Here is a 20,113-nt window from a genome sequence, read left to right as displayed (position 1 = left end):
CCGATACGCCTCCAAGTATCCCAAAAGATGCGCGAGCGGGGCGACGGGCGGCGGGCCGGGTCAGTCCCCCAGGTGGTCGACCTCGCGCATCCGGTTCGTCGCGTCGAGGGCGGCGACCTTGTAGGACTCGGCGAAGGTCGGATAGTTGAACACCGCGTCCACCAGATAGTCGACGGTCCCGCCGCAGCCCATCACCGCCTGGCCGATGTGGATCAGCTCGGTCGCACCGGTGCCGAAGCAGTGCACCCCGAGCAGCCGCCGGTCCTGCGGGGACACCAGCAGCTTCAGCATGCCGTCCCCGTCGCCGACGATCTGGCCGCGGGCCAGCTCCCGGTAGCGCGACACCCCGACCTCGAACGGCACCTTCGCGTCCGTCAGCTGGTCCTCGGTCCGGCCGATGAAGCTGATCTCCGGGATGGAGTAGATCCCGATGGGCTGCAGATCGTGGATCGGGTTCACCGGCTCGTCGCACGCGTGGTACGCCGCGCTGCGGCCCTGCTCCATGGAGGTCGCGGCCAGCGCCGGGAACCCGATGACGTCCCCGACCGCGTAGATGTGCGGTACGGCCGTACGGTAGTGCTCGTCCACCGTGATCCTGCCGCGCCGGTCGGCCGTGAGCCCCGCCCTCGCCAGGTCCAGCTCCTCGGTGAGCCCCTGCCGCCCCGCGGAGTACATCACCGCGTCGGCCGGGATCTTCTTCCCGCTCTCCAGCACGGTCAGGGTGCCGCGCTCATGCCGCTCGACCGCCGCGACCGTCTCGCCGAAGCGGAAGGTGACGGAGAGGTCCCGCAGCCGGTAGCGGAGCGCCTCGACGATCTCGGTGTCGCAGAAGTCCAGCATGCCGTCCCGCTGCTCGATCACGGTGACCTTGCTGCCCAGGGCGGCGAACATCGAGGCGTACTCGATGCCGATCACCCCGGCCCCCACGATGACCAGGGAGCGCGGCACCCGCTCCATGCCGAGGACGCCGTCGGAGTCCATGACCGTGCGCTCGTCGAACTCCACGCTCGCCGGGCGGGCCGGGCGGGTACCGGTGGCGATCACGATGTGCCGCGCGGTCAGCAGCTGTTCGCGGCCGGAGGCGTCGGTCACGGCCACGGTGTGGTCGTCCACGAACCGCCCCGTCCCGGAGAACAGCGCGACCCGGTTGCGGGAGAGCTGACTGCGGACGACGTCCACCTCGCGGCCCACCACATGCCGGGTGCGCGCCGTCAGATCCGCGACCGTGATCTCTTCCTTCAGCCGGTAGCTCTGGCCGTACAGGTCCCGCTGGGTCAGCCCGGTGAGGTAGAGCACCGCCTCCCGCAGGGTCTTGGACGGCACGGTCCCGGTGTGCAGGGACACCCCGCCCACCATGTCCTGCCGGTCGACGACGGCGACCCGGCGGCCGAGTTTGGCCGCCGCGATGGCGGCCTTCTGACCGCCCGGGCCGGATCCGATGACAAGCATGTCGAAGTCGGTCACGGGAGGAGTCTGTCACCCGGGCATCCGCGCCGGAAGAGCGATCAGCGGATCAACGCTCCCTGCTGGACCCGGACTTGAGGCGTCCTGCGACGCCCGCCGCGGTACCGTCCTCGGCGGCGGGCCGTGACGCCAGGGCGTACGTGAGGCCCGCGGCCGCGACGCCGGTCGCCGCCGCCGCGACCAGCACCCGGTCCAGGCCCGCCGAGGGGCCGGCCGCCTGCCGGAACAGCACGCCGAACACCGCTACCCCGAGCGTCTGCCCGAGCTGCCGGAACGTGGTCATCGCCCCGGCCGCCATGCCGCCGCGCCCGGGCGGCAGCGAGGCGAAACTCCCGAGCACCTGGGCCGGGGCCGACCGGCTCACCGCGGAGCAGGTCGCGCTGCTGAACCCGCCGCCGGTCGCCGAGGACGAGCCGCCGCCCGCGCTCGGGGACGGGGACCGGGCGCTGTTCGACGCGTTGGGGCGGGACGGCCGGGCGAGCTACGCCGGGCTGGCCACCGCCACCGGCTGGTCCGAGTCCACGGTCCGCCGCCGGGTGGCGGCCCTGCGCCGGGCGGGGGTGCTGGCCTTCCTGGTCGACATCCCACCCGCCGCGCTGGGCTTCCGCGCCGAGGCACGACTGTGGATGTCGGTACGGCCGTCCCGGCTGACCGCTGTGGCATCGGCGATGGCCGGGCACCCCGAGGTCTCGCTGGTCGCGATGACCACCGGCCCGACCAATCTGCTGGCAGCCGTCAACTGCCGTGGCACGCAGCACCTTTCGCGCTATCTCACCGAGCGGATCGCCTCGCTGGACGCGATCCGCGCGATGGAGACGGCGCCGGTCATCCGTACGGTCAAGCGCGCCGGTACGCCCCTTCCCCTGTAGCCGCCCCTTTCGCGATGGCCGCCGCTACCGCGATGGCCAACCGGTGTGCGGCCACAGGCTTCCTTGGGCACCGCGGGCCGGCGGGACGAAGGACACCAGGAGCACGAGCGCGACCAGCACGGTCGGCAGGGCGGGCGCCACGGGAGCTGCGTGGGTGACCAGCAGGCCGCCGAGCGCCGCGCCCGCGACGAGGGCGGCGAGCAGCGCCACGCTGACCCAGCGCACCCGGCCGTCGCGGGCCATGTCGACCAGCAGCCCGGTCAGGGTGCCGGTGAGGTAGGTGGTGGACATCCCGGGCGGGCCGGTGGCGCGCACCAGGCCGCTCTGGCCGCCCATGGCGAGCGAGGCCACCGCGAGCAGTCCCAGCCGCAGGCCCCCGCCGGGGTGGCCGCCCGCCGTGGCCCAGCCCGCCCACAGCCCGCCGAGCGCGAGCACTTCCACGCCGAGCGCCCAGCGGGTCCGCCGCACGGGCCGCCCGCCCCGGACGATTCGGGCGCTGAGCAGGGCGCCCACGATGAAGCCGGCGACCGCGACGGCGGAGTCCCGGGCCCGGCCCGGGTCCTGGGCGCCCGCCGAGATGCCGAGGAGCGAGAGGTTGGCCGTCATGACGCTGGTGAAGACGCCGCCGAGGGCGAGGAAGCTGATCGCGTCCATCGCACCGGTGGCCACGGTGAGCGCGACGGCGGTCGCCACCGGACCGCCGTCACCGGTGCCGCGCGCCGCCGTCTCGTCGCCGTCCGCCATCGGCCACCTCCGGGCGCCCCGGGTGCCCCGCCGGGGGCTCGGGAAACAGCGGGCCGGGATTCCGGCCGTATTCCGCTTCCGGTACCGCCGAGGGATGGTTAGGTTCGGGGTGCCCCACCCCGTAACGCCCCCTGAACCGTGGAGGAATGCCGCACGTGTCCCGCGAACTCCATCACCGCGCGGTCGTCGCCGACGCCCACAACGATCTGCTGATCGCCGTCGCCGCCCGCCCGCCGCGGCGCTGGGCGTCCTTCTTCCGGGAGCAGTGGCTGCCCCAGCTGCGCGAGGGCGGCGTGGACCTCCAAGTGCTGCCGGTCTTCATCGACGACCAGTTCCGTCCCGAAGGCGCGCTGCGGGAGACGCTCCGCATGATCGAGTGCGCCCATACGCTGGCCGAGGGCAACCCGGACGAGGTACGGCTGTGCCTGGACGGGTCCGACATCGACGCCGCACTGGCGGAGAGCAGGATCGCGCTGGTGCTGGCGCTGGAGAGCGCCCCCGGCCTCGACGCCAACGTCGAGCTGATCCCCACGGTCCACCGCCTGGGCGTACGGGTCGCGTCCATCGCCCACTGGGGACGTACCGCGCTGGCCGACGGCAGCGGTGAGGACGCCACCGGCAGCCGGCTGACGGCGGCCGGGGTCGAGGCGCTGCGGGAGATGGAGCGCCTGGGCATCCTCTTCGACGTCTCGCATCTGAGCGCCTCGGGCGTCGCCCATGTGCTGGAGCTGGCCACCCGCCCGGTGCTGGCCACCCACTCGTCGGCGCGGGCGCTGCTCGACCACCACCGCAACCTCACCGACGAGCAGATCCGCGGCATCGTGGCCACCGGTGGCATGGTGTGCGTGAACTTCCTCGGCGAGTTCCTGGCCACCGATCCCGCCGAGCGCACGGTGGACCGGCTGGCCGACCACATCGCCCATGTCGCGAAGGTCGCCGGGCCGGACCGGGTGGGCCTGGGGCCCGACTTCATCAAGGAGGTCAGCGCCGATGTCAACCCGCCGTGCTGCGAGGGCCTGGAGTACGCCGAGCTGCTCGTCCCGGGCCTCGAAGGGCCCCGCGGCCTCCCCCTGGTCACCCAGGCGCTGATCGACAGGGGTTTCTCCGAGGCCGCGGTGCACCAGATCCTCGGCGGCAATGTGCTGGACCTGTTCCGCAAGGAGCTGGGCCGCCCCGCGTGAGCCGCCGGGCCCGATCACGTGTCCCGGCTCGCCCGCCCCAGGAGGAAGGGGACCGCCAGGTGGTGGACCGGCGCGGCCACGGCCCACACCGCGCGGCCGACGCGGCCGTGGAAGCGTACGGAGGTGACCCACACGACCCTCGCGTCGTCCACGACCACGATGTTGCGCGCGGCGACCAGCCGCGAGCGCGCCGCCAGGGTGACCGAGTCGGCTCCGGAATCCGTGACGGGCCGGCCCAGGACATGGTCCGGCGCTGTCCTCGGCCCCCGGCATCACGGGGGGCACGTCGACCCGGCGTACTCGCGCGGCGGCCATGGGAGATGCTCCTTCCGGAACGCCTGACGGCGACCCTCGGTGCACGGACGCGGGACGGCCTCGGAGTCTATGCGACGGGTTCGCACGGCGCGCGGACGGCGGGGCGTGGGGTCGCGGCCGTACGGGCGGTGAGCTCGGGTACGACCGTGAAGACACCGATGGCCGCCAGCGCGGCGCCGAACCAGACCGGGGCTCGCAGGCCGAAGGCGTCGATGGTCAGCCCGCCGACCGAGGAACCGATGATGACGCCGAGGGTGATGAAGGAGGTGTGGACGGTGTTCACCAGCGGCCCGGCGTTGCCGGTGCGCTGAACCCGGGTGGCCATCGCGGGGTTCATGGTGACGCCGACCAGCCCGATGCCCATCATGAACACCACGGCCGGGACGCTGAGATGGGCCAGCAGGGCGAACCCGGCGAGGAAGCACACGTTGAGGATCAGCCCGCACAGCAGGACGTGCAGGGGGTGCCGGTCGGCGAGGCGTCCGACGATGGTGTTGCCCACCACGGTGGCGGCGCCGTAGGCGATGAGCAGCAGCGGGACGGTTCCGGCGCCGAAGCCCGTGACCTCGGTGAGGATCGGGTTGAAGTAACTGAACGCGGAGAACGTGGCGCCGATGATGAGGGTGCTGGTGGAGAGCGCGAGCCACAGCCGGCGGTTGCGGAAGACGGCCAGCTCCTGCCGGAAGGTCCCGCCGCCCTCGGCGCGCTCCAGTCGGGGCGCTCCGGCGAGCGTGCACAGCGCCGCGGCGACGGCCAGGACGGAGGTCGCCCAGAAGGCGGCGCGCCAGCCGAGGCGCTCACCGATCACGGTGGACATCGGCAGCCCCAGCAGGGTGCCGAGCATCAGTCCGTTCATGGCCACTCCGATGGCGCGACCACGTATCTCGGGGCGGGTGAGCTGCGCGCACATCGAGAGGGCGACTCCGAAGAACGCCTGGGAGGCGGTGCCGGTGATGACGCGTGCGAGCATCATGACCCCATATCCGGGCGCGGTGGCGGCCAGCACGTTGCCCGCCAGAAAGACGGCGAACACCACCATCAGCGCGGTCTTCTGAGGTGCCCTCAGCAGCGCGACGGTCAGCAGTGGCCCTCCGACGGCCATGGCGACCGCGAAAGCGGTGATGAGATAGCCGACTTGCGGGACGGTGACGTCCAGTCCCCGGGCCATCTGCGGCATCAGGCCGGCTACGGCGAACTCGCTGGTGACCATGGCGAAGACGCCGAGGGCCAGTACATAGACGGCACGGGGCATGGTGCTCCTCACTGATTTTGGATCGAACAGTGCAAAACTTGGGCATGAAAAAGGCCCTTCCGGGCCGGGCAGTGCCCGGTGGGATCAGCGCATCACGGCAGCAGAGCGTCCATGGCCGTCGAGGCGATGGACTCCAACTGGGCGCGGTCGGCGCCGCCCCTGGCCGCGACCCGCATGCCACCGGTCACCGCGTTGACGAAGCGGGCCAGCGACTCCGCGTCACGGGAGGAGGTGATGTGACCGTCACGCTGACCGCCACGCAGCACAACACGGAGAGCGGTCAGCCGACGCTCCAGATCCCGCTCCAGCAGCGCGGCGGCCTCCGCGTCGCGCCCGGCGAGCTCCACCGTGGTGTTGACCGTCAGGCACCCGATACTGCGGCCGTCCACCCGCTCCTCGAATTCGCTGTCGATGACGGTGGCGAGGAAGGCGCGAATCCGCTCCACGACCGGCCGCTCCTCATCCTCCAGCAGGTCGATCTGGGTGGTGGTCTTGATGTCGATGTAACGGGCCAGCGCCCGCTGGAACAAGTCGTGTTTGCTGTGGAAGGTGTTGTAGATACTGCTGCGCCCCAGCCCGGTGGCCGCGCACAGATCCTGGGTCGAGGTGGCCTCGTAGCCGTTCGCCCAGAAGGCGCGCATCGCCGCGTCCAGGGCCCGCTCCTCGTCGAACATCCTCGGCCGGGCCATACGAGGACCGTAACACGTTTTGGAACGACCGGTGCAATAGCGTGGGCGGCACCTCCGTCGCGGTGCCGCCCACTCCTGAAGGGGACGGTCAGGGACGTGCCACCGCCGCCGGTTCCGCGGGCGCCCCGGCCGGGGCGTCCTCACCCGCACGCACCCACAGCGGCTTCAGCCGGTAGGTCAGCAGGTACAGCACCACGGAGGCGCCCGCGGCGACGTACATGCTCAGGTCGCCCGCGCCGGGGTACGCCGAGGCGAACGCCCCGGTGTACAGCTTGGACTCCCAGAAGGGGATGGACGCCAGTACACCGCCCGCCCACGCGACGAAGCCCCAGGAGAGCACCCGCCGGCGGTCGTACAGTTCGGCGATCCGCGCCGGGTCGGAGCGGCCGCCCAGCCAGTAGTCCAGGAGCAGCACGGTGGCGAAGGGCGCGATGAAGTACGCGGTGAGGTTGAGGAACACGGAGAACTTCTCCTCGATCCCGGACTCACCCCACAGGCTGATCACATAGGCCAGCAGACAGATGACGGTGACCGCCTGGGTCCGGCTGACCGGCACCTTCAGGGTCTGGACGGAGATCGCGCCGCCGTAGACGTTGAGGAAGTTCTGGGCGAGCGCCGAGAGGCCGACCGCGACGAGGGCGGGTACGGCGAACGGCCCGGCCAGTTCATGGAGGGCGGTGATGGAGTCGGCGCTGTTGGCGTTCGAGCCGACCAGGACGCCCAGGATGCCGAGCCAGCAGATGGTGACGAAGTTGCCGAACCCGGTGTACCAGGCGGTGCGGTTGACTGTCTTCGGGGTGTCCGGCAGGTAGCGCGAGTAGTCGGAGGCGAACGGCGCCCAGGCGACGAGGAAGGAGAGGAACCAGCCGCAGAAGGTGATCCAGCCGCCGGTGTCACCGATGTAGCCGGACGCCTTCGGGTTGGCGTCGAAGGTGCCCGCGCCGCGCACCAGGGCCACGACCGTGATCATCGCGAACAGCGGTGTCAGCACATAAGTGAGCACGCGCTGAAGGAAGTTGATCATGTTGTAGCCGAAGATGGACACCACCAGCTCGATCACGGTGAGCAGCAATCCGCAGAGCCAGTAGGGCAGATGTGTCAGCTCCGCGATCGCCTTGCCACCGAGGATCACGGTGACCGAGGCCCAGCCGACCCCGGCGAACACATTGATGTAGGCGACCGGCAGGAAGTTTCCGAAGAAGCCCAGCGGCCCGCGCGCCTGGATCTGCTGCGGCACCCCGAGCCGTACGCCCATCTTGGACATCACGGCCATCAGCACCGAGCCGACCCCGGCGCCGACGACGATCGCGGCGACCGCGCCGGTGAAGCTGAGGCCCATGCTGATCGCGCTGAATCCGAGCAGGATGATGGGGAAGTTGAGGCCGGCGGCGAACCAGACGAAGAACTGCGAGCTGGGTTTGCCGTGCCGCTCGTTGTCGGGGATGTGGTCGACCCCGAAGGGTTCGACTTTGGTGACCGCGCTGCCGTAGACCGGCGCCGCATCGTCGTGGGTCATGGGCGTGCTCCTGGGGACAGGGGGAGATCTGGGCGTCAGGGGGTGACAGGGTGCGGGGGGAGGGTGGGGTCCAGGCGCGGCCGGGGGCGCCTCACCACGGCAAAGGCGCTGTGTTCGAGATATCGAAAAATCCGCCGCCGCTGTAGACCAGCGGCGCCAGGTCCTCGTGACGGGCCGCGACGACCCGGCCGGTGAAGACGGTGTGGCTGCCCGCTTCCAGCCGTTCGCCGATCTCCACCTCCAGCTGGGCGCAGGACCCGTCGATCAGGGGGACGCCGGAATCGCCAGGGGTCCAGGACAGATCGGCGAACTTGTCGTCCGACTTGGACGCGAAGACCTTGGCGACATCGAGCTGGCCCGCGGCGAGGATGTTGATCCCCAGGTGGGTGGCCCGGTGCAGCGCGGGGTGGGTGGTGGAGCTGCGCTGGACGCAGACCAGCACCATCGGCGGATCCAGCGAGATGCTGGAGAAGGCGTTGACGGCCAGCCCCCGGGGCGTACCGCCGTCGTCGGTGGTCACCACGGTCACGCCGGTGATGAACTTGCGGTGCACCCCGCGCACCAGATCGGCGTCGACGGCGGCCTCCTGGGTGGTGGTGATGATCCCCAGCGCCTCCAGCAGCTGGCGGGGGTCCCAGGTCACCCATTCCTCGGCGATCCGGCCGTCTTCGAAGTGGGTGAAGGTGGCGCCGGAGACCTCCACCGGTCGGCCGGTGGGCGGCACGCCGAGGAAGTCGCCGGTGTGGCTGCCGGTGCTGCGCCAGCGGATCGCCAGCTCCTCACCGTCCTCCACGATCTCCTCGATCTCGGTGTGCAGATCGGGGAACGCCTCGCGGATGGCACGTACGGAGTTCTTGAACTGCTCGCGGTCCTGTGGTGTCGCGGCCGGGCCACGACGCCGGACGTAGCCGGGGCTGAGCAGGTCGTCGAGCGCCTCCACCCGACCCTGATCCCAGGCTGCCTCCCAGGCGGAGCGGATGCGGGCGGTGCGGTCAAGAGTGTGCGTCATGACGGATCCCTCATTCAGCTCTTGTATGGCAGAGGACGGTAAGAACGCCATCAGCTCGTGTCAACACCTTGGAACAAATGAGCCAGGAAAGAGCGGTTCTCGCACCAAATGCACAGGTCAAAGTTGTTGCATGCACGTGAACCCTTGACGGGCTCCAACCGGACTCCTAGCCTCCCTGCCATGGCACAGCGCGACCCGGAAGAACAGGACGGACGCTGCATGCGATTCTCGATATTCCACAACCTCGGAGCACCGGGCCGGCTCGGCTCCTACGCCGAAGTCATGGACGAGGCACGGGAGTTCGCGGTCGCCGCGGACCGCGCGGGCTTCTGGTCCACCTGGTACACCGAGCACCACTTCGGCCACGAGGCCATCGAGATCACCCCGAACCCGGTCCTGATGGGCGCCGACATCGCCGCCCGCACCGAGAACATCAGAATCGGCCAGGCGGCGAACATCGCCACCTTCTGGCACCCGCTGCGGCTCGCCGAGGACATCGCGATGCTCGACCAGCTCTCCCGCGGCCGCGTCGAGGTGGGCCTCGGCCGCGGGCTGTACGGGCGCGAGGCGCTCAATCTGAACGCGCTCGCCGATCCCCGCGACCAGGAGCAGAACCGCGCGCTGTACGACGAGACCGTGGAGATCCTGCGCAAGGCGTGGAGCGGCGAGTTCTTCTCGCACCAGGGCCGCTTCTACGAGTTTCCCGCCCCGGGGGTGAAATGGAACCACCCGCTCTCCCCCGCCACCCCGGACTACATGGAGGACGGGGTCATCACGAAGATGCAGGTCACCCCGTTCCCGTTGCAGCGGCCGCATCCGCCACTGTGGCAGGTCATCGACAGCCCCCGGTCGATCCGGGCGGCCGCGGCCGACGGGGTCCAGGGGATGTTCTGGCTGCCACCGGTCTCGGCGCTCAAGGAGCGCTTCGAGCTGTACCGCTCCACCGCGAGCCGGGCCTCGGGCCGCGAGTACGCGCTCGGCGAGGGCATCGGCCTGGTACGGGACGTGTACGTCGCCGACACCATGGAGCAGGCGCGGGCCGACTTCGAGGAGGCGCTGATGACCACCTACCGGTGGATCATGCACTTCCGGGGCCTGGGCAACCTGATGGAGGCCGGTGAGGAGCTGACCGACGCCCACGAGCTGTCCTTCGACTTCCTGGCGGAGCGCAATCTGCTGGTCGGCACCCCCGAGTACGTCTCCGAGAAGGTCGCCGAGCTGCGCGAGGAGGTGGGCCTGGAGCATCTGCTGCTGTGGACCACCCACCCCGGTCTGGAGCACCGCAAGGCGATGCGCAGCCTGGAGCTGTTCGCGGAGAAGATCATGCCGCGGTTCACCGGTGGCGGCGGCCATGAGTGACGTGGCCACGAGTGACCTGGGCCTGCGCAAGGTCGTCAGCGTCACCGACGACCTGCTGCTGGAGCTGGGACGGCCGGTGGCCTTCTCCGTGCGCCGGGTCGCGGCGGCGGCGGTGATCCGTAACCCGTGGGCGGGCCAGGGCCTGGTCCCCGACCTCCAGCCCGAGGTGGAGCGGATCGCCCCGGGTCTCGCGCGGCTGCTCACCGACCGGGTGAGCGAGGCGCTGGGCGGCGTGGAGCGCGTCGAGTCGTTCGGCAAGGCCGCGATCGTCGGGCTGAACGGGGAGATCGAACACGGCGGGGCGCTGATCCACACCCCGTTCTTCGGCAACGTCCTGCGGGAGCTGACCGAGGGCACCTCGATCATCGTGTTCAGCGACGACCGGCTTCCGGCGGGTGAGCCGCTGACCGTACCGCTGTGGCACAAGACGGCGGCCGCGACCCGCTCGCACTACCAGACGTGCCAGATCCGCATCCCCGACGCGCCCCGGCCCGACGAGATCGTCGTCATCGTCGCCGGCGCCTCCGGCCCCCGCCCCAACGCGCGGATCGGGGACCGGGCCACCGATCCCGTCATCCGCCTCGCCGACCTGGAAAACCGCAACAACCAGGCCAACATGGAGACCGTGCAATGAACGTCCGCAAGATCATCACCTTCACCGAGGACATCCACAGCGAGGGTGGCCGCCCGGTGGATCCGCCCGCCCGGACCGCGGTGGTGCTCGCCATCATCGAGAACCCCTGGGCCGGGCAGGGCTATGTGGCGGACCTGCTGCCGGGCATCGACGAGGTGGCGCCGAAGCTCGGCGAGCTGCTGGCGCCGCGAGTGGTCGAGGCGCTGGGCGCGCCGGTCGAGGCGTACGGCAAGGCCGCCGTCGTGGGCCTGGACGGGGAGGTCGAGCACGGCTCCGGACTGATCCACACGCTCAAGTTCGGCGACCACTTCCGCAAGGCCGCGAAGGCGACCACCCTGCTGCCGGCCGTGGAGAAGCGCGCGGCCGCGGGCACGGTCTTCGACATCCCGCTCAAGCACATCACCGATGCCACGATCCGCTCGCACCACCAGAGCATCGAGGTGCGGGTGGCGGACGGACCGCGCGCCGACGAGATCGTCATCGGGCTCGCGGCCGCCGCCCAGGGCCGCCCCCAGGCCCGGCTGGCCCCGCTCACCACGGAGCAGTGAGCGGCATGGGCACGGGCAGCGGTATGCACACGCCCCGGACGGGCGGTCCGGCCCGTCCGTCCGGGGCGTGCTCCACCACACCGGTCGCGCTGGGCCACGAGACGCACGGCGCCGGGCCCGGCCTCGTCCTGCTGCACGGGGTCGGCCTCGACCGGCGGATGTGGGAGCGGTGTCTGCCCGCGCTCACGGCCCGGCACCGGGTCACGCTGGTCGATCTGCGCGGCCACGGTGCCTCCCCGGCCGCGGCCCCCGGGGTGTCGCTCACCGAGCTGGCCGCGGACGTCGCGGCCCTGCTGAGCGGACCGGCGCACATCGTCGGCTTCTCGCTCGGCGCCCTGGTCGCCCAGCAGCTCGGCCTGGACCGGCCGGACCTCACCGCTTCGCTGTCGCTGGTCAGCTCGGTGGCGGGGCGGTCGGAGGAGGAGCGCGCGGCGGTGGCGCGGCGGCGGGACGTGGCGGCCCGGGACTTCGGGGCGTCCGCGTGGGCGGCGGTCGACCGCTGGTTCTCGCCCGGCTGGCGGGCCCAGGAGCCCAGCCTGGCGCAGCGGGTGCTGGACACGCTGCTGGCCAACGACCCCGTCTCGTACCTCGCCTGTTACGACGTCTTCGCGACCGCCGACGCCGGGCTGTGGCAGCGCCTGCCCGGGATCACCGCCCCCACCCTCGCGGTGACCGGGGAGAACGACCCCGGCTCGACCCCGGCCATGTCCCGCCGGCTCGCGCAGCGGATCCCCGGCGGCCGGGCGGTGATCGTGCCGGGAGCCCGTCATCTGCTGCCGCTGGAGTGCCCGGAGCAACTGGCCGACGCGATCCTCATCCACACCGGACACCAGGAGTGCCACAGCTCATGAACCGCCTGCCGCGCCATGACCACTACATCGCGGGCGAGTGGACCGCCCCCGCCGACGGCGGCTACTTCGCCAGCGTCAACCCGGCCACCGCCGAGCCCTGGTACGAGGCGGCGAACGGCACCGCCGCCGATGTGGAGCGCGCGGTGGGCGCCGCCCGCGCCGCGTTCGAGGATCCGCGCTGGCGCGATCTGAGCCAGACCCGGCGCGGCCGGCTGCTGCGTAACCTCGGCGATCTGATCGGCGAACACGCCGAGGAACTGGCCCGCACCGAATCCCTGGACAACGGCAAGCTGCTGCGCGAGATGCGGGCCCAACTCGCGGGCCTGCCCGAGTACTTCTATTACTACGCCGGGCTCGCCGACAAGATCCAGGGCGACGTCATCCCGGGCGCCGGCCGCGAACTGCTCAACTACACGCTGCGCGAGCCGGTGGGCGTGGTGGGCGCCATCACCCCCTGGAACTCCCCGCTGCTGCTCACCGCCACCAAGCTCGCCCCGGCGCTGGCCGCGGGCAACACGATGGTCATCAAGCCCTCGGAGCACACCTCGGCCTCGCTGCTGGCGCTCGCCCCGCTCTTCGCGGAGGCGGGCTTCCCGCCGGGCGTGGTCAACGTGGTCACCGGCTTCGGCCGATCCGCGGGCGGCCCGCTGACCGAGCACCGGGACGTGGCCAAGGTGAGCTTCACCGGCTCCACCGAGACCGGCCGCCGGATCGCCCGTACCTGCGCCGACCGGCTGATCCGCTGCACCTTGGAGCTGGGCGGCAAATCGCCCAACATCATCTTCCCGGACGCCGATCTGGGATCGGCCGCCATGGGCGTGATCGCCGGGGTGTTCGCCGCAGCGGGCCAGACCTGTGTGGCGGGCAGCCGGGTGCTGGTGCACCGCGACGCGTACGACGAGGTGCTGGAGCGGGTGGCTGCCCGAGCCGCCACCATCGCGATCGGCGATCCCCTCGACGACGCCACCGAGCTGGGCCCGCTGGCCATCGCCGATCAGCTGGAGAAGGTCGAGTCATACGTCGAGCTGGGCCGCTCCGAGGGCGGAAAGGTGGTCTGCGGCGGGACCCGGCCGGACACCGGTCTCGCCGGATACTTCTACTCCCCCACCGTGTTCACGGACGTCGACAACACGCTGCGGATCTGCCGGGAGGAGATCTTCGGCCCGGTGGCCACCGTCATGCCCTTCGACTCCGAGGAGGAGGCCCTTTCGATCGCCAACGACTCGGCGTACGGTCTCGCGGCGGGGGTGTGGACCCGGGATGTGAACCGGGTGCACCGGATGGCGAACCGGCTGGAGGCGGGCACGGTGTGGGCCAACACCTACCGTTCGATGTCGCCGATGTCGCCCCGGGCGGGCTTCAAGAGCAGCGGCATGGGCACCGAGCACGGCACGGAGGTGATCCGGGAGTACACCCGGCTGAAGAGCGTGTGGATCAACACCAGCGAGGAACCGGCCGGGGATCCGTTCATCCTCAGGTCATGACGGCTGAGGTGATTGATGACCAGGCGGGAGCGCTCTTGTATGGCAGATCACACAAGCCTGCCCTCTGTTGACGGAAAGAGAGCGCCCCGCCTACTGTCACGTGCCATGCAACGACCCACAGGCAAGCGGCTTCAGCAGACCAGCATGCAGGCGAGGGTTGCCGAAGAGCTGCGGCAGATGATCATCAGTGGCGAACTGCCGCCCCGTTCCAGCCTGTCCGAGATGGCGCTGTCGGAGACCTTCGGGGTCAGCCGTACGCCCATCCGCGAGGCCCTCAAGCAGCTCCAGATAGAGGGGCTGGTCGAAGTCCGGCCGCGGGTCGGCACCTTCGTGGCCGTACCGTCGCGCCGTGAGCTGACCGAGCTGTTCCAGATGAAGGAGCTGTTCGAGGGCGCCGCCGCCCGGCTACTCGCCTTCCGGGGGAACGTGCCCGAGGTGGACCAGCTGGAGGCCAGCATGCGCGCGGCCGACCAGGCCGTCCAGGACGGCGACGCCGAGCGGTACGCGACGCTGGTCCACGAGTTCCACGATCTGATCGTCAGGGGCGCGGACAACAGCAAGCTCGAGGGGCACTACCGCACCCTGATGAACCAGCTCGCCTACGCCCGGCTGGTGCGCACCTCGCTGTCCCGCCCCGGGCGCCTCATCGAGTCGGACTCCGAGCATCATCGCGTCCTCAGCCTGATCCAGGCCAAGGACGGCGACGGCGCCGAGCGGGTGATGCGCGAGCATGTGCGCGCCAGCCACCAGGCCCTGATGAAGGGCATGGACGAGCGCGGGCACTGACCTCCCGGCGCCGCCGGCCGGGGGCAGGTCAGCCCTCGGCGTCGGCCCGGGCGGCGCGCAGCGCCGAGCGGAGCCGGTTCCTGGCGCCGAGAAGGTGTTCCCGCAGGGTGGTGACGGCGACCTCGGTCTCGCCGCCGCGCACGGTCTCCAGCAGGTCGACGTGGGCCTCGGCGGAGGGGTGCAGATCGACGTCCTGGGCGTTGGTGACGTCGAGGACGACCCCGAAGGTGGGGCGGTACTGCTCCCAGACCGCGACCAGCCGCCGGTGCCCGGACAGCAGGTAGAACTGGGAGTGGAACTCCAGGTCGGCGAGGGCGAAGTCGCTGGGCGCGGAGCGGTCGGCCGCGTCCCGCATCCGGTCGACGAAGCCCTGGGCGCGGTCCCAGTCGCCGGGTCCGGCCCGCCCGATGGCGAGCGTGAGGGCGAGGGTCTCCAGGGATTCCCGCAGCGTGTACAGCTCGTCCACGTCGTCCTCGGTGAGCCCGGTGACGAAGACGCCGCGGCGGCGGGATTCGACCAGCCCCTCGGCCTCCAGCTGCCGCAGCGCGTCGCGGACCGGGCCGCGGCTGACGTCGTACTGCTCGGCGAGGGCACCTTCGACGAGATGGGTGCCGGGGCGCTGCCGTCCTGAGACGATGAGCACGCGCAGCTCGTGTGCGACCAGATCGCCGAGGGACTGCTGCTGTAGCGAGGTGATGGGCACCGACGGGCTCCTTGCTGGGGGCGGACGTCCTTCAGTCAATCCGTAAACGGTTAACGGTTGACTCATTATTCCTCCCCAGGGCCGCTTCGGGAACGGTGGCGAAGGCGATGCCGCGCCGCTGCCAGGTGTACCTGACGGCGACGCCGTCCGCCCAGGGCACGAGCGCCGGGTAGGAGAACTCGCCGTGGCCGTCGGTCCGTACTCCGGTCTCGTCCGGGACGATGGCGCCGGGGCGGGAGACCGGGCGGTCCTCCAGCACCACCGCCCGGCGCCAAGTGATCCCGTCGTCCTCGGAGACGGACAGCACCGGCGGGGTGCGGGCGCCCCACTCGGCGGCCACCGGGTTGTGCGCCGGCACCATCCGGCCGTCGGCCAGCCGTACGGCGTCCAGACCGCTGTTGTTGTTCGGGACGTCCAGCGGCCGCGCGGTCGACCACGTCAGACCGCCGTCGCGGGAGGCGCCGCGGCAGACCCGGCCGCAGGAGCTGCGCAGCAGCATCCGGACCGCGCCCGGGGCGCTCTCCCACAGCGCGGGCTGGATGACCCCGGGGCAGCGGAACGCCGGGCGGTCCAGCGGTACGGGCGCGGAGCGCCGCCAGCTCGCGCCGCCGTCGTCCGAGCGGTCGGTGAACGCGTCCCAGCGGCCGCCGGCGCTCTGCGGCGCCTCGACGGAGGCGGGCGCGCGTCCGAAGCGGGGGTCGTCGCGCAGGACGAACTCGCGGTGGACGGCCACGGGTGGCTCCTGATGGTGGCGCGAGGGCGGCGTAAGGGCGACTGAATCGGGTATCGCGGCCGCTCAGGGGGCGACCGCTCCGGCCTCCGGTGCCTCGGCGGTCCTGGTGCCCGGTGCGGGCGCGGGCTCGGGCCCGGCCGCCATCGCGGAGCTGGTGTCGACCAGGTCGCGGCGGGAGGTCTCGGGGGTGAAGAAGTACGCGGCGGCCGCCGAGATCAGGGCGACGGCGCTCGCGTAGGCGGCCACCGGGACCCAGTTGTCGCCGCCGCCGGTGAGCGCGGTGGCGATGAACGGGGTGAGGCCACCGGCCACGATCGCGCCGAGCTGGGCGCCGACCGAGGCGCCGCTGTAGCGGACCTTGGAGCCGAACAGCTCGGTGAACAGGGCGGGTTGGACGGCGTTGCAGGCGTTGTGGGCGAGATTGATGACCAGGCAGTACGCCAGCACGATCAGCACCGCCGAGCCGGACTTCAGCAGCCAGAACGCCGGGAAGGCCAGCGCCGCGGCGGCCAGGCCGCCATAGACGTAGACCGGGCGGCGGCCCACCTTGTCGGACAGCGCGCCGAAGAAACCGTGGGCGGGGAAGGCGAGCACCGAGGCGATCATGATGGCGGTGGTCAGCGTGGACTTCGGGATGCCGAGGTGTTCCGGCCCGTAGGACACCGCGAAGACGGTCAGCAGGAAGAAGGGCACGCTCTCGCTGAACCGCAGCGACATGATCAGCAGCACGCTCCGCCAGTCGTGGCGCAGCACGTCGAGCAGCGGCGCCTTGGCCTTGCCCTCCTCGTGCTTGACCTGCTCGAACACCTCGGACTCGCCGAGCCGCCCGCGCATCCACAGCCCCACGCCCACCAGCACCGCGCTGCACAGGAACGGCACGCGCCAGCCCCAGGACTGGAACTGCCCGTCGGGCAGGGTGCCCATCAGGGCGAACATTCCGGTGGCCAGCAGCTGTCCGGAGAAGCCGCCGGTATTGGGCCAGGCGCTGAAGAAGCCACGGCGGTGTGCCGGGGCGTTCTCGACGACCATCAACATGGCGCCGCCCCATTCGCCGCCGACCATGAAGCCCTGGACGAAGCGCAGCACCACGAGCAGTACCGGTGCCCAGATGCCGATGGTGTCGTACGTTGGCAGAAGACCGACGGCGAAGGTGGCGGCACCCATCCCGCACAACGTCGTGACCAGCGTGGTCTTCCGGCCGATGGTGTCGCCGAGGTGGCCGAAGACGAAGCCGCCGAGCGGGCGGGCGATGAAGCCGATGCCGAAGGTGGCGAACGAGGCGAGGGTGCCCGCGAACGGGCTCAGACTCGGGAAGAAGAGATCGCCGAACACCAGCGCGCTGGCGAGGCCGTAGAGCAGGAAGTCGTAGAACTCGATGGTGTTGCCGATGAAGCTCGACAACACGGTGCGACGGAGTTGGGCGGACGTGTGGCGTGAGGTCATGTGGTTCTCCTGCTCTGGGCCTCATTGCCCGGATATCAGTTAACCGTTCACGGTTAACCGTGGCGGTGAGTATGGGATCCCGCACCACGCCTGTCAATGGGCGCACCCTTGACGCTCTGCAGGCGACTCCGTACCTTCGGTTCAACTTTTTAAAGATCAAACCCGTCGGACACCCGGAACACCCTCAGAACTCTTCAAGACTCTTCAAGGGGCGAAGAACATGAATGGTGTGCGCAGACGAACGGTCCTCGCCGCGGCCGGCGGCACGGCCATCGCGGCCAAGGCCGCGACCGGCACCGCACAGGCCCGGGAGCGGCCGGGCCCCGGCGAGGGACCCGCAGCGGAGCCCGCCCCGTACGAGGCCAGGGTCCAGGCCCTGCTGGGGCGGATGACGATCGAGGAAAAGCTGGGCCAGCTCCAGCAACTCGCCTGGACCGGCGACACCGGGCCCGGCGGCGGACAGACCGCCGAGGCGGAGAAGGCGGCCCGCCAGGGGCGGCTCGGCTCCGTCCTCAACATCTACGGCGCGAAGACCACCAACACGCTCCAGCGGATGGCGGTCGAGGAGTCCCGCCTGGGCATCCCCCTGGTGTTCGGGCTGGATGTCATCCATGGCATGTGGACCACCTTCCCCATCCCGCTGGCCCAGGCCGCGAGCTTCGACCCGGCGGTGGCCGAACGGGATGCCGAGGTGTCCGCGAAGGAGGCCCGCTCGGTCGGGGTGCACTGGGCCTTCTCCCCCATGATGGACGTCACCCACGAACCGCGCTGGGGGCGGATCTCCGAGGGCAACGGCGAGGATCCGCATCTGGCGGCCGCCTTCGCCGCCGCCAAGACCCGCGGTTACCAGGGCGATGACCTGCGGTCGAAGGACCGGCTCGCGGCGTGCGCCAAGCACTTCGTGGCGTACGGCGGCGCCGAGGGCGGGCGCGACTACAACACGGTGGACGTCTCCGAGGCCCGGCTGCGCAACCTCTACCTCGGGCCCTTCCTGGCGGCCGTGGACGCCGGGGTGGCCACCGTCATGGCGAGCTTCAACACCATCAGCGGCGTCCCCGCCCATGGCAACGCGCACACCCTCACCGACATCCTCAAGGGCGAGTGGGAGTTCGGCGGCGTCGTCGTCAGCGACTACAACGGCGTTCAGGAAATGACGGTTCACGGTTTCGCCGCCGACCACGCCGACGCCGGACGGCTGGCGCTGAACGCCGGGGTCGACATGGAGATGGCCAGCACCACCCTCGCCGACCACGGCAAGCGGCTGCTGCGCAGCGGCGCGATCACCACCGCCCGGCTGGACGACGCGGTGGCCCGCATCCTGCGGCTCAAATTCCGGCTCGGGCTCTTCGAACACCCCTACGCGGACGAGGACTCCGCGATCGAGGAGCCCACGAAGGCATCCCGGGCGGCGGCCCGCGAGACGGCCGCGCGCACCCTGGTGCTGCTCAAGAACACGCCGGCCCGGAAGGCGGACAGGGCACTCCTGCCCCTCAGCCCGTCGGTCTCCTCCCTCGCCGTCGTCGGGCCCTTCGCCGACTCCACCGATCTGCGCGGCTCCTGGGCCGGGCCGTGGGCGGACGCGTTCCCGCCGGTCACCGTTCTCGGCGCGGTCAAGCACGCCGCGCCGAAGGCCCGGGTCGGCCATGCCCCCGGTGTCGACCCGGCAGGCGAAGACACCGGCGGCATCGCGAAGGCCGCCGCGGTCGCCAAGGCGGCCGAGGTGGCGATCGTCGTGGTCGGGGAGGCCGCGGCGCTCAGCGGGGAGGCGGCCGTACGCAGCGACATCAGCCTGCCCGGACAGCAGGAGAAGCTGATCGCGGCGATCGCGGACACCGGCACGCCGTTCGTCGTGGTCCAGGTCAGCGGGCGCCCGCTGACGATGGGCGGCTGGCTGGACTCGGCGCCCGCCGTGCTCCAGGCGTGGCATCCGGGCATCGAGGGCGGAAACGCCATCGCGGACGTCCTGTTCGGCACCGTGAACCCGGGCGGCAAGCTGCCCGTGTCCTTCCCACGCTCTGTCGGGCAGATCCCCCTCTACTACAACCACGAGAACACCGGGCGCCCCTACGACCCGGACAACAAGTACACCTCCAAGTACCTCGACCTCGCCGACGGCCCGCAGTTCCCCTTCGGCCACGGCCTCGGTTACACCACCTTCGACATCGGCGAACCGAAGCTGTCCGTCAGCCGGATCACGGCCGACGCGCTGCGCAAGGGCGACACCGTCGAGGTGGCGGTCGCGGTGCGCAACACCGGAGAGCGCGAGGGGGACGAGGTGGTGCAGGTGTATCTGCGCGACCCGGTGGCGAGCCTCGTACAACCGGTGCGGCGGCTGTGCGGCTTCCGCCGGGTCACCCTCGGCCCGGGCAGGTCCACCACCGTCCGCTTCCGGCTGGGCGCCGAGGACCTGGGCTTCTGGACCCATGACCGGGACGGCACGTTCACGGTGGAGAAAGGGGAGATCCAGATCTACGCGGGAAACAGCTCTCTGGCGAGGAGTGAAAGCACCCTGGCGATCACATAGTGGGACGGC

The 20,113-nt window shown here is 71.1% G+C and carries 20 protein-coding genes; 9 read left to right on the top strand and 11 right to left on the bottom strand.

Annotation, left to right across the window (positions count from 1 at the left end; all coding sequences use genetic code 11):
- Nucleotides 1–60 precede the first annotated feature (60 nt).
- Nucleotides 61–1,464 (bottom strand): Si-specific NAD(P)(+) transhydrogenase, encoded by a 1,404-nt coding sequence (gene sthA / locus ACH4SI_RS19280; RefSeq protein WP_398297026.1) that lies wholly within the window; start codon nucleotides 1,462–1,464, stop codon nucleotides 61–63.
- A 49-nt stretch (nucleotides 1,465–1,513) separates the two neighbouring features.
- On the bottom strand, nucleotides 1,514–1,747 hold the full coding sequence (locus tag ACH4SI_RS19275; protein ID WP_398297024.1) for a hypothetical protein: 234 nt from the start codon (nucleotides 1,745–1,747) through the stop codon (nucleotides 1,514–1,516).
- On the opposite strand from ACH4SI_RS19275, the gene ACH4SI_RS19270 reads away from it, so the two are divergent.
- Nucleotides 1,740–2,333: an Lrp/AsnC family transcriptional regulator gene (locus ACH4SI_RS19270; protein ID WP_398297022.1), complete on the top strand. Its 594-nt coding sequence runs from the start codon at nucleotides 1,740–1,742 to the stop codon at nucleotides 2,331–2,333. The two genes, ACH4SI_RS19275 and ACH4SI_RS19270, sit on opposite strands and share 8 nt — an antisense overlap.
- A gap of 24 nt (nucleotides 2,334–2,357) precedes the next feature.
- Here ACH4SI_RS19270 and ACH4SI_RS19265 read toward each other — a convergent pair whose 3' ends face one another.
- The gene (locus tag ACH4SI_RS19265) at nucleotides 2,358–3,077 is read right to left on the bottom strand and encodes a YoaK family protein (RefSeq protein ID WP_398297020.1); all 720 of its coding nucleotides are present in this window, start codon (nucleotides 3,075–3,077) and stop codon (nucleotides 2,358–2,360) included.
- Nucleotides 3,078–3,223: 146 nt separating this feature from the next.
- On the opposite strand from ACH4SI_RS19265, the gene ACH4SI_RS19260 reads away from it, so the two are divergent.
- On the top strand, nucleotides 3,224–4,258 hold the full coding sequence (locus tag ACH4SI_RS19260) for a dipeptidase (protein ID WP_398297018.1): 1,035 nt from the start codon (nucleotides 3,224–3,226) through the stop codon (nucleotides 4,256–4,258).
- 14 nt (nucleotides 4,259–4,272) lie between these two features.
- Here the strand turns inward: ACH4SI_RS19260 and ACH4SI_RS19255 are convergent, their stop codons facing one another.
- The 5 genes from ACH4SI_RS19255 to ACH4SI_RS19235 all read right to left on the bottom strand — a co-directional run bounded on the left by ACH4SI_RS19255 (nucleotide 4,273) and on the right by ACH4SI_RS19235 (nucleotide 9,039).
- Nucleotides 4,273–4,410 (bottom strand): hypothetical protein, encoded by a 138-nt coding sequence (locus ACH4SI_RS19255; RefSeq protein ID WP_398297016.1) that lies wholly within the window; start codon nucleotides 4,408–4,410, stop codon nucleotides 4,273–4,275.
- A gap of 230 nt (nucleotides 4,411–4,640) precedes the next feature.
- Entirely contained in the window at nucleotides 4,641–5,825 is a 1,185-nt protein-coding gene (locus ACH4SI_RS19250; RefSeq protein WP_398297014.1) for an MFS transporter, read from the bottom strand.
- Between the two features lie 92 nt (nucleotides 5,826–5,917).
- Nucleotides 5,918–6,514, bottom strand: a complete 597-nt coding sequence (locus tag ACH4SI_RS19245) for a TetR/AcrR family transcriptional regulator (protein ID WP_398297012.1) — start codon at nucleotides 6,512–6,514, stop codon at nucleotides 5,918–5,920.
- 88 nt (nucleotides 6,515–6,602) lie between these two features.
- Nucleotides 6,603–8,030 carry a purine-cytosine permease family protein gene (locus ACH4SI_RS19240; RefSeq protein WP_398297010.1) on the bottom strand — a complete coding sequence of 476 codons (1,428 nt, stop codon included), beginning with the start codon at nucleotides 8,028–8,030 and terminating at the stop codon, nucleotides 6,603–6,605.
- A 91-nt stretch (nucleotides 8,031–8,121) separates the two neighbouring features.
- Complete coding sequence (locus tag ACH4SI_RS19235; protein WP_398297008.1) at nucleotides 8,122–9,039, bottom strand: flavin reductase; 918 nt, start codon at nucleotides 9,037–9,039, stop codon at nucleotides 8,122–8,124.
- Between the two features lie 219 nt (nucleotides 9,040–9,258).
- Between ACH4SI_RS19235 and ACH4SI_RS19230 the strand changes: the two genes are divergently transcribed.
- The 6 genes from ACH4SI_RS19230 (at nucleotide 9,259) to ACH4SI_RS19205 (ending at nucleotide 14,701) form a co-directional block, all read left to right on the top strand.
- Nucleotides 9,259–10,398 (top strand): LLM class flavin-dependent oxidoreductase, encoded by a 1,140-nt coding sequence (locus tag ACH4SI_RS19230; protein WP_398297006.1) that lies wholly within the window; start codon nucleotides 9,259–9,261, stop codon nucleotides 10,396–10,398.
- Nucleotides 10,391–11,032, top strand: coding sequence for an amino acid synthesis family protein (locus ACH4SI_RS19225; RefSeq protein ID WP_398297005.1), 642 nt, complete (start codon nucleotides 10,391–10,393; stop codon nucleotides 11,030–11,032). Before ACH4SI_RS19230 ends, ACH4SI_RS19225 begins: the two co-directional genes overlap by 8 nt.
- On the top strand, nucleotides 11,029–11,580 hold the full coding sequence (locus ACH4SI_RS19220; protein WP_398297003.1) for an amino acid synthesis family protein: 552 nt from the start codon (nucleotides 11,029–11,031) through the stop codon (nucleotides 11,578–11,580). The genes ACH4SI_RS19225 and ACH4SI_RS19220 overlap by 4 nt, the downstream gene beginning before the upstream one ends.
- A 5-nt stretch (nucleotides 11,581–11,585) precedes the next feature.
- Complete coding sequence (locus tag ACH4SI_RS19215; RefSeq protein WP_398297001.1) at nucleotides 11,586–12,431, top strand: alpha/beta fold hydrolase; 846 nt, start codon at nucleotides 11,586–11,588, stop codon at nucleotides 12,429–12,431.
- On the top strand, nucleotides 12,428–13,915 hold the full coding sequence (locus ACH4SI_RS19210; protein ID WP_398296999.1) for an aldehyde dehydrogenase: 1,488 nt from the start codon (nucleotides 12,428–12,430) through the stop codon (nucleotides 13,913–13,915). Before ACH4SI_RS19215 ends, ACH4SI_RS19210 begins: the two co-directional genes overlap by 4 nt.
- Nucleotides 13,916–14,020: 105 nt before the next feature.
- A complete protein-coding gene (locus ACH4SI_RS19205) occupies nucleotides 14,021–14,701 on the top strand; it encodes a GntR family transcriptional regulator (RefSeq protein WP_398296997.1) in 681 nt (226 codons plus the stop codon).
- A 28-nt stretch (nucleotides 14,702–14,729) separates the two neighbouring features.
- On the opposite strand, the gene ACH4SI_RS19200 is transcribed toward ACH4SI_RS19205, so the two are convergent.
- From ACH4SI_RS19200 to ACH4SI_RS19190, 3 genes are all read right to left on the bottom strand, one after another.
- Nucleotides 14,730–15,404, bottom strand: coding sequence for a GntR family transcriptional regulator (locus ACH4SI_RS19200; protein WP_398296995.1), 675 nt, complete (start codon nucleotides 15,402–15,404; stop codon nucleotides 14,730–14,732).
- A gap of 31 nt (nucleotides 15,405–15,435) precedes the next feature.
- Complete coding sequence (locus ACH4SI_RS19195; RefSeq protein WP_398296993.1) at nucleotides 15,436–16,137, bottom strand: exo-alpha-sialidase; 702 nt, start codon at nucleotides 16,135–16,137, stop codon at nucleotides 15,436–15,438.
- 63 nt (nucleotides 16,138–16,200) lie between these two features.
- The gene (locus ACH4SI_RS19190; protein WP_398296991.1) at nucleotides 16,201–17,580 is read right to left on the bottom strand and encodes an MFS transporter; all 1,380 of its coding nucleotides are present in this window, start codon (nucleotides 17,578–17,580) and stop codon (nucleotides 16,201–16,203) included.
- Between the two features lie 220 nt (nucleotides 17,581–17,800).
- Between ACH4SI_RS19190 and ACH4SI_RS19185 the strand changes: the two genes are divergently transcribed.
- A complete protein-coding gene (locus ACH4SI_RS19185) occupies nucleotides 17,801–20,104 on the top strand; it encodes a glycoside hydrolase family 3 N-terminal domain-containing protein (RefSeq protein ID WP_398296989.1) in 2,304 nt (767 codons plus the stop codon).
- Nucleotides 20,105–20,113: the final 9 nt, after the last annotated feature.

Source organism: Streptomyces sp. NPDC021212, from assembly GCF_044332925.1.
In the GTDB taxonomy this organism is placed as follows: Bacteria; Actinomycetota; Actinomycetes; order Streptomycetales; family Streptomycetaceae; genus Streptomyces.
This window is presented reverse-complemented; position numbering and strand designations above follow the sequence as displayed.

What these genes read in the sequence shown, in the direction of transcription:
- ACH4SI_RS19275 (WP_398297024.1), bottom strand. Translation starts at nt 1,747, where the DNA reads ATGACCACGTTCCGGCAGCTCGGGCAGACGCTCGGGGTAGCGGTGTTC.
- ACH4SI_RS19260 (WP_398297018.1), top strand. Translation starts at nt 3,224, where the DNA reads ATGCCGCACGTGTCCCGCGAACTCCATCACCGCGCGGTCGTCGCCGAC.
- ACH4SI_RS19190 (WP_398296991.1), bottom strand. Translation starts at nt 17,580, where the DNA reads ATGACCTCACGCCACACGTCCGCCCAACTCCGTCGCACCGTGTTGTCG.
- ACH4SI_RS19215 (WP_398297001.1), top strand. Translation starts at nt 11,586, where the DNA reads ATGGGCACGGGCAGCGGTATGCACACGCCCCGGACGGGCGGTCCGGCC.
- ACH4SI_RS19230 (WP_398297006.1), top strand. Translation starts at nt 9,259, where the DNA reads ATGCGATTCTCGATATTCCACAACCTCGGAGCACCGGGCCGGCTCGGC.
- ACH4SI_RS19265 (WP_398297020.1), bottom strand. Translation starts at nt 3,077, where the DNA reads ATGGCGGACGGCGACGAGACGGCGGCGCGCGGCACCGGTGACGGCGGT.
- ACH4SI_RS19185 (WP_398296989.1), top strand. Translation starts at nt 17,801, where the DNA reads ATGAATGGTGTGCGCAGACGAACGGTCCTCGCCGCGGCCGGCGGCACG.
- ACH4SI_RS19250 (WP_398297014.1), bottom strand. Translation starts at nt 5,825, where the DNA reads ATGCCCCGTGCCGTCTATGTACTGGCCCTCGGCGTCTTCGCCATGGTC.
- ACH4SI_RS19235 (WP_398297008.1), bottom strand. Translation starts at nt 9,039, where the DNA reads ATGACGCACACTCTTGACCGCACCGCCCGCATCCGCTCCGCCTGGGAG.
- ACH4SI_RS19210 (WP_398296999.1), top strand. Translation starts at nt 12,428, where the DNA reads ATGAACCGCCTGCCGCGCCATGACCACTACATCGCGGGCGAGTGGACC.
- ACH4SI_RS19225 (WP_398297005.1), top strand. Translation starts at nt 10,391, where the DNA reads ATGAGTGACGTGGCCACGAGTGACCTGGGCCTGCGCAAGGTCGTCAGC.
- ACH4SI_RS19245 (WP_398297012.1), bottom strand. Translation starts at nt 6,514, where the DNA reads ATGGCCCGGCCGAGGATGTTCGACGAGGAGCGGGCCCTGGACGCGGCG.
- ACH4SI_RS19220 (WP_398297003.1), top strand. Translation starts at nt 11,029, where the DNA reads ATGAACGTCCGCAAGATCATCACCTTCACCGAGGACATCCACAGCGAG.
- ACH4SI_RS19205 (WP_398296997.1), top strand. Translation starts at nt 14,021, where the DNA reads ATGCAACGACCCACAGGCAAGCGGCTTCAGCAGACCAGCATGCAGGCG.
- ACH4SI_RS19240 (WP_398297010.1), bottom strand. Translation starts at nt 8,030, where the DNA reads ATGACCCACGACGATGCGGCGCCGGTCTACGGCAGCGCGGTCACCAAA.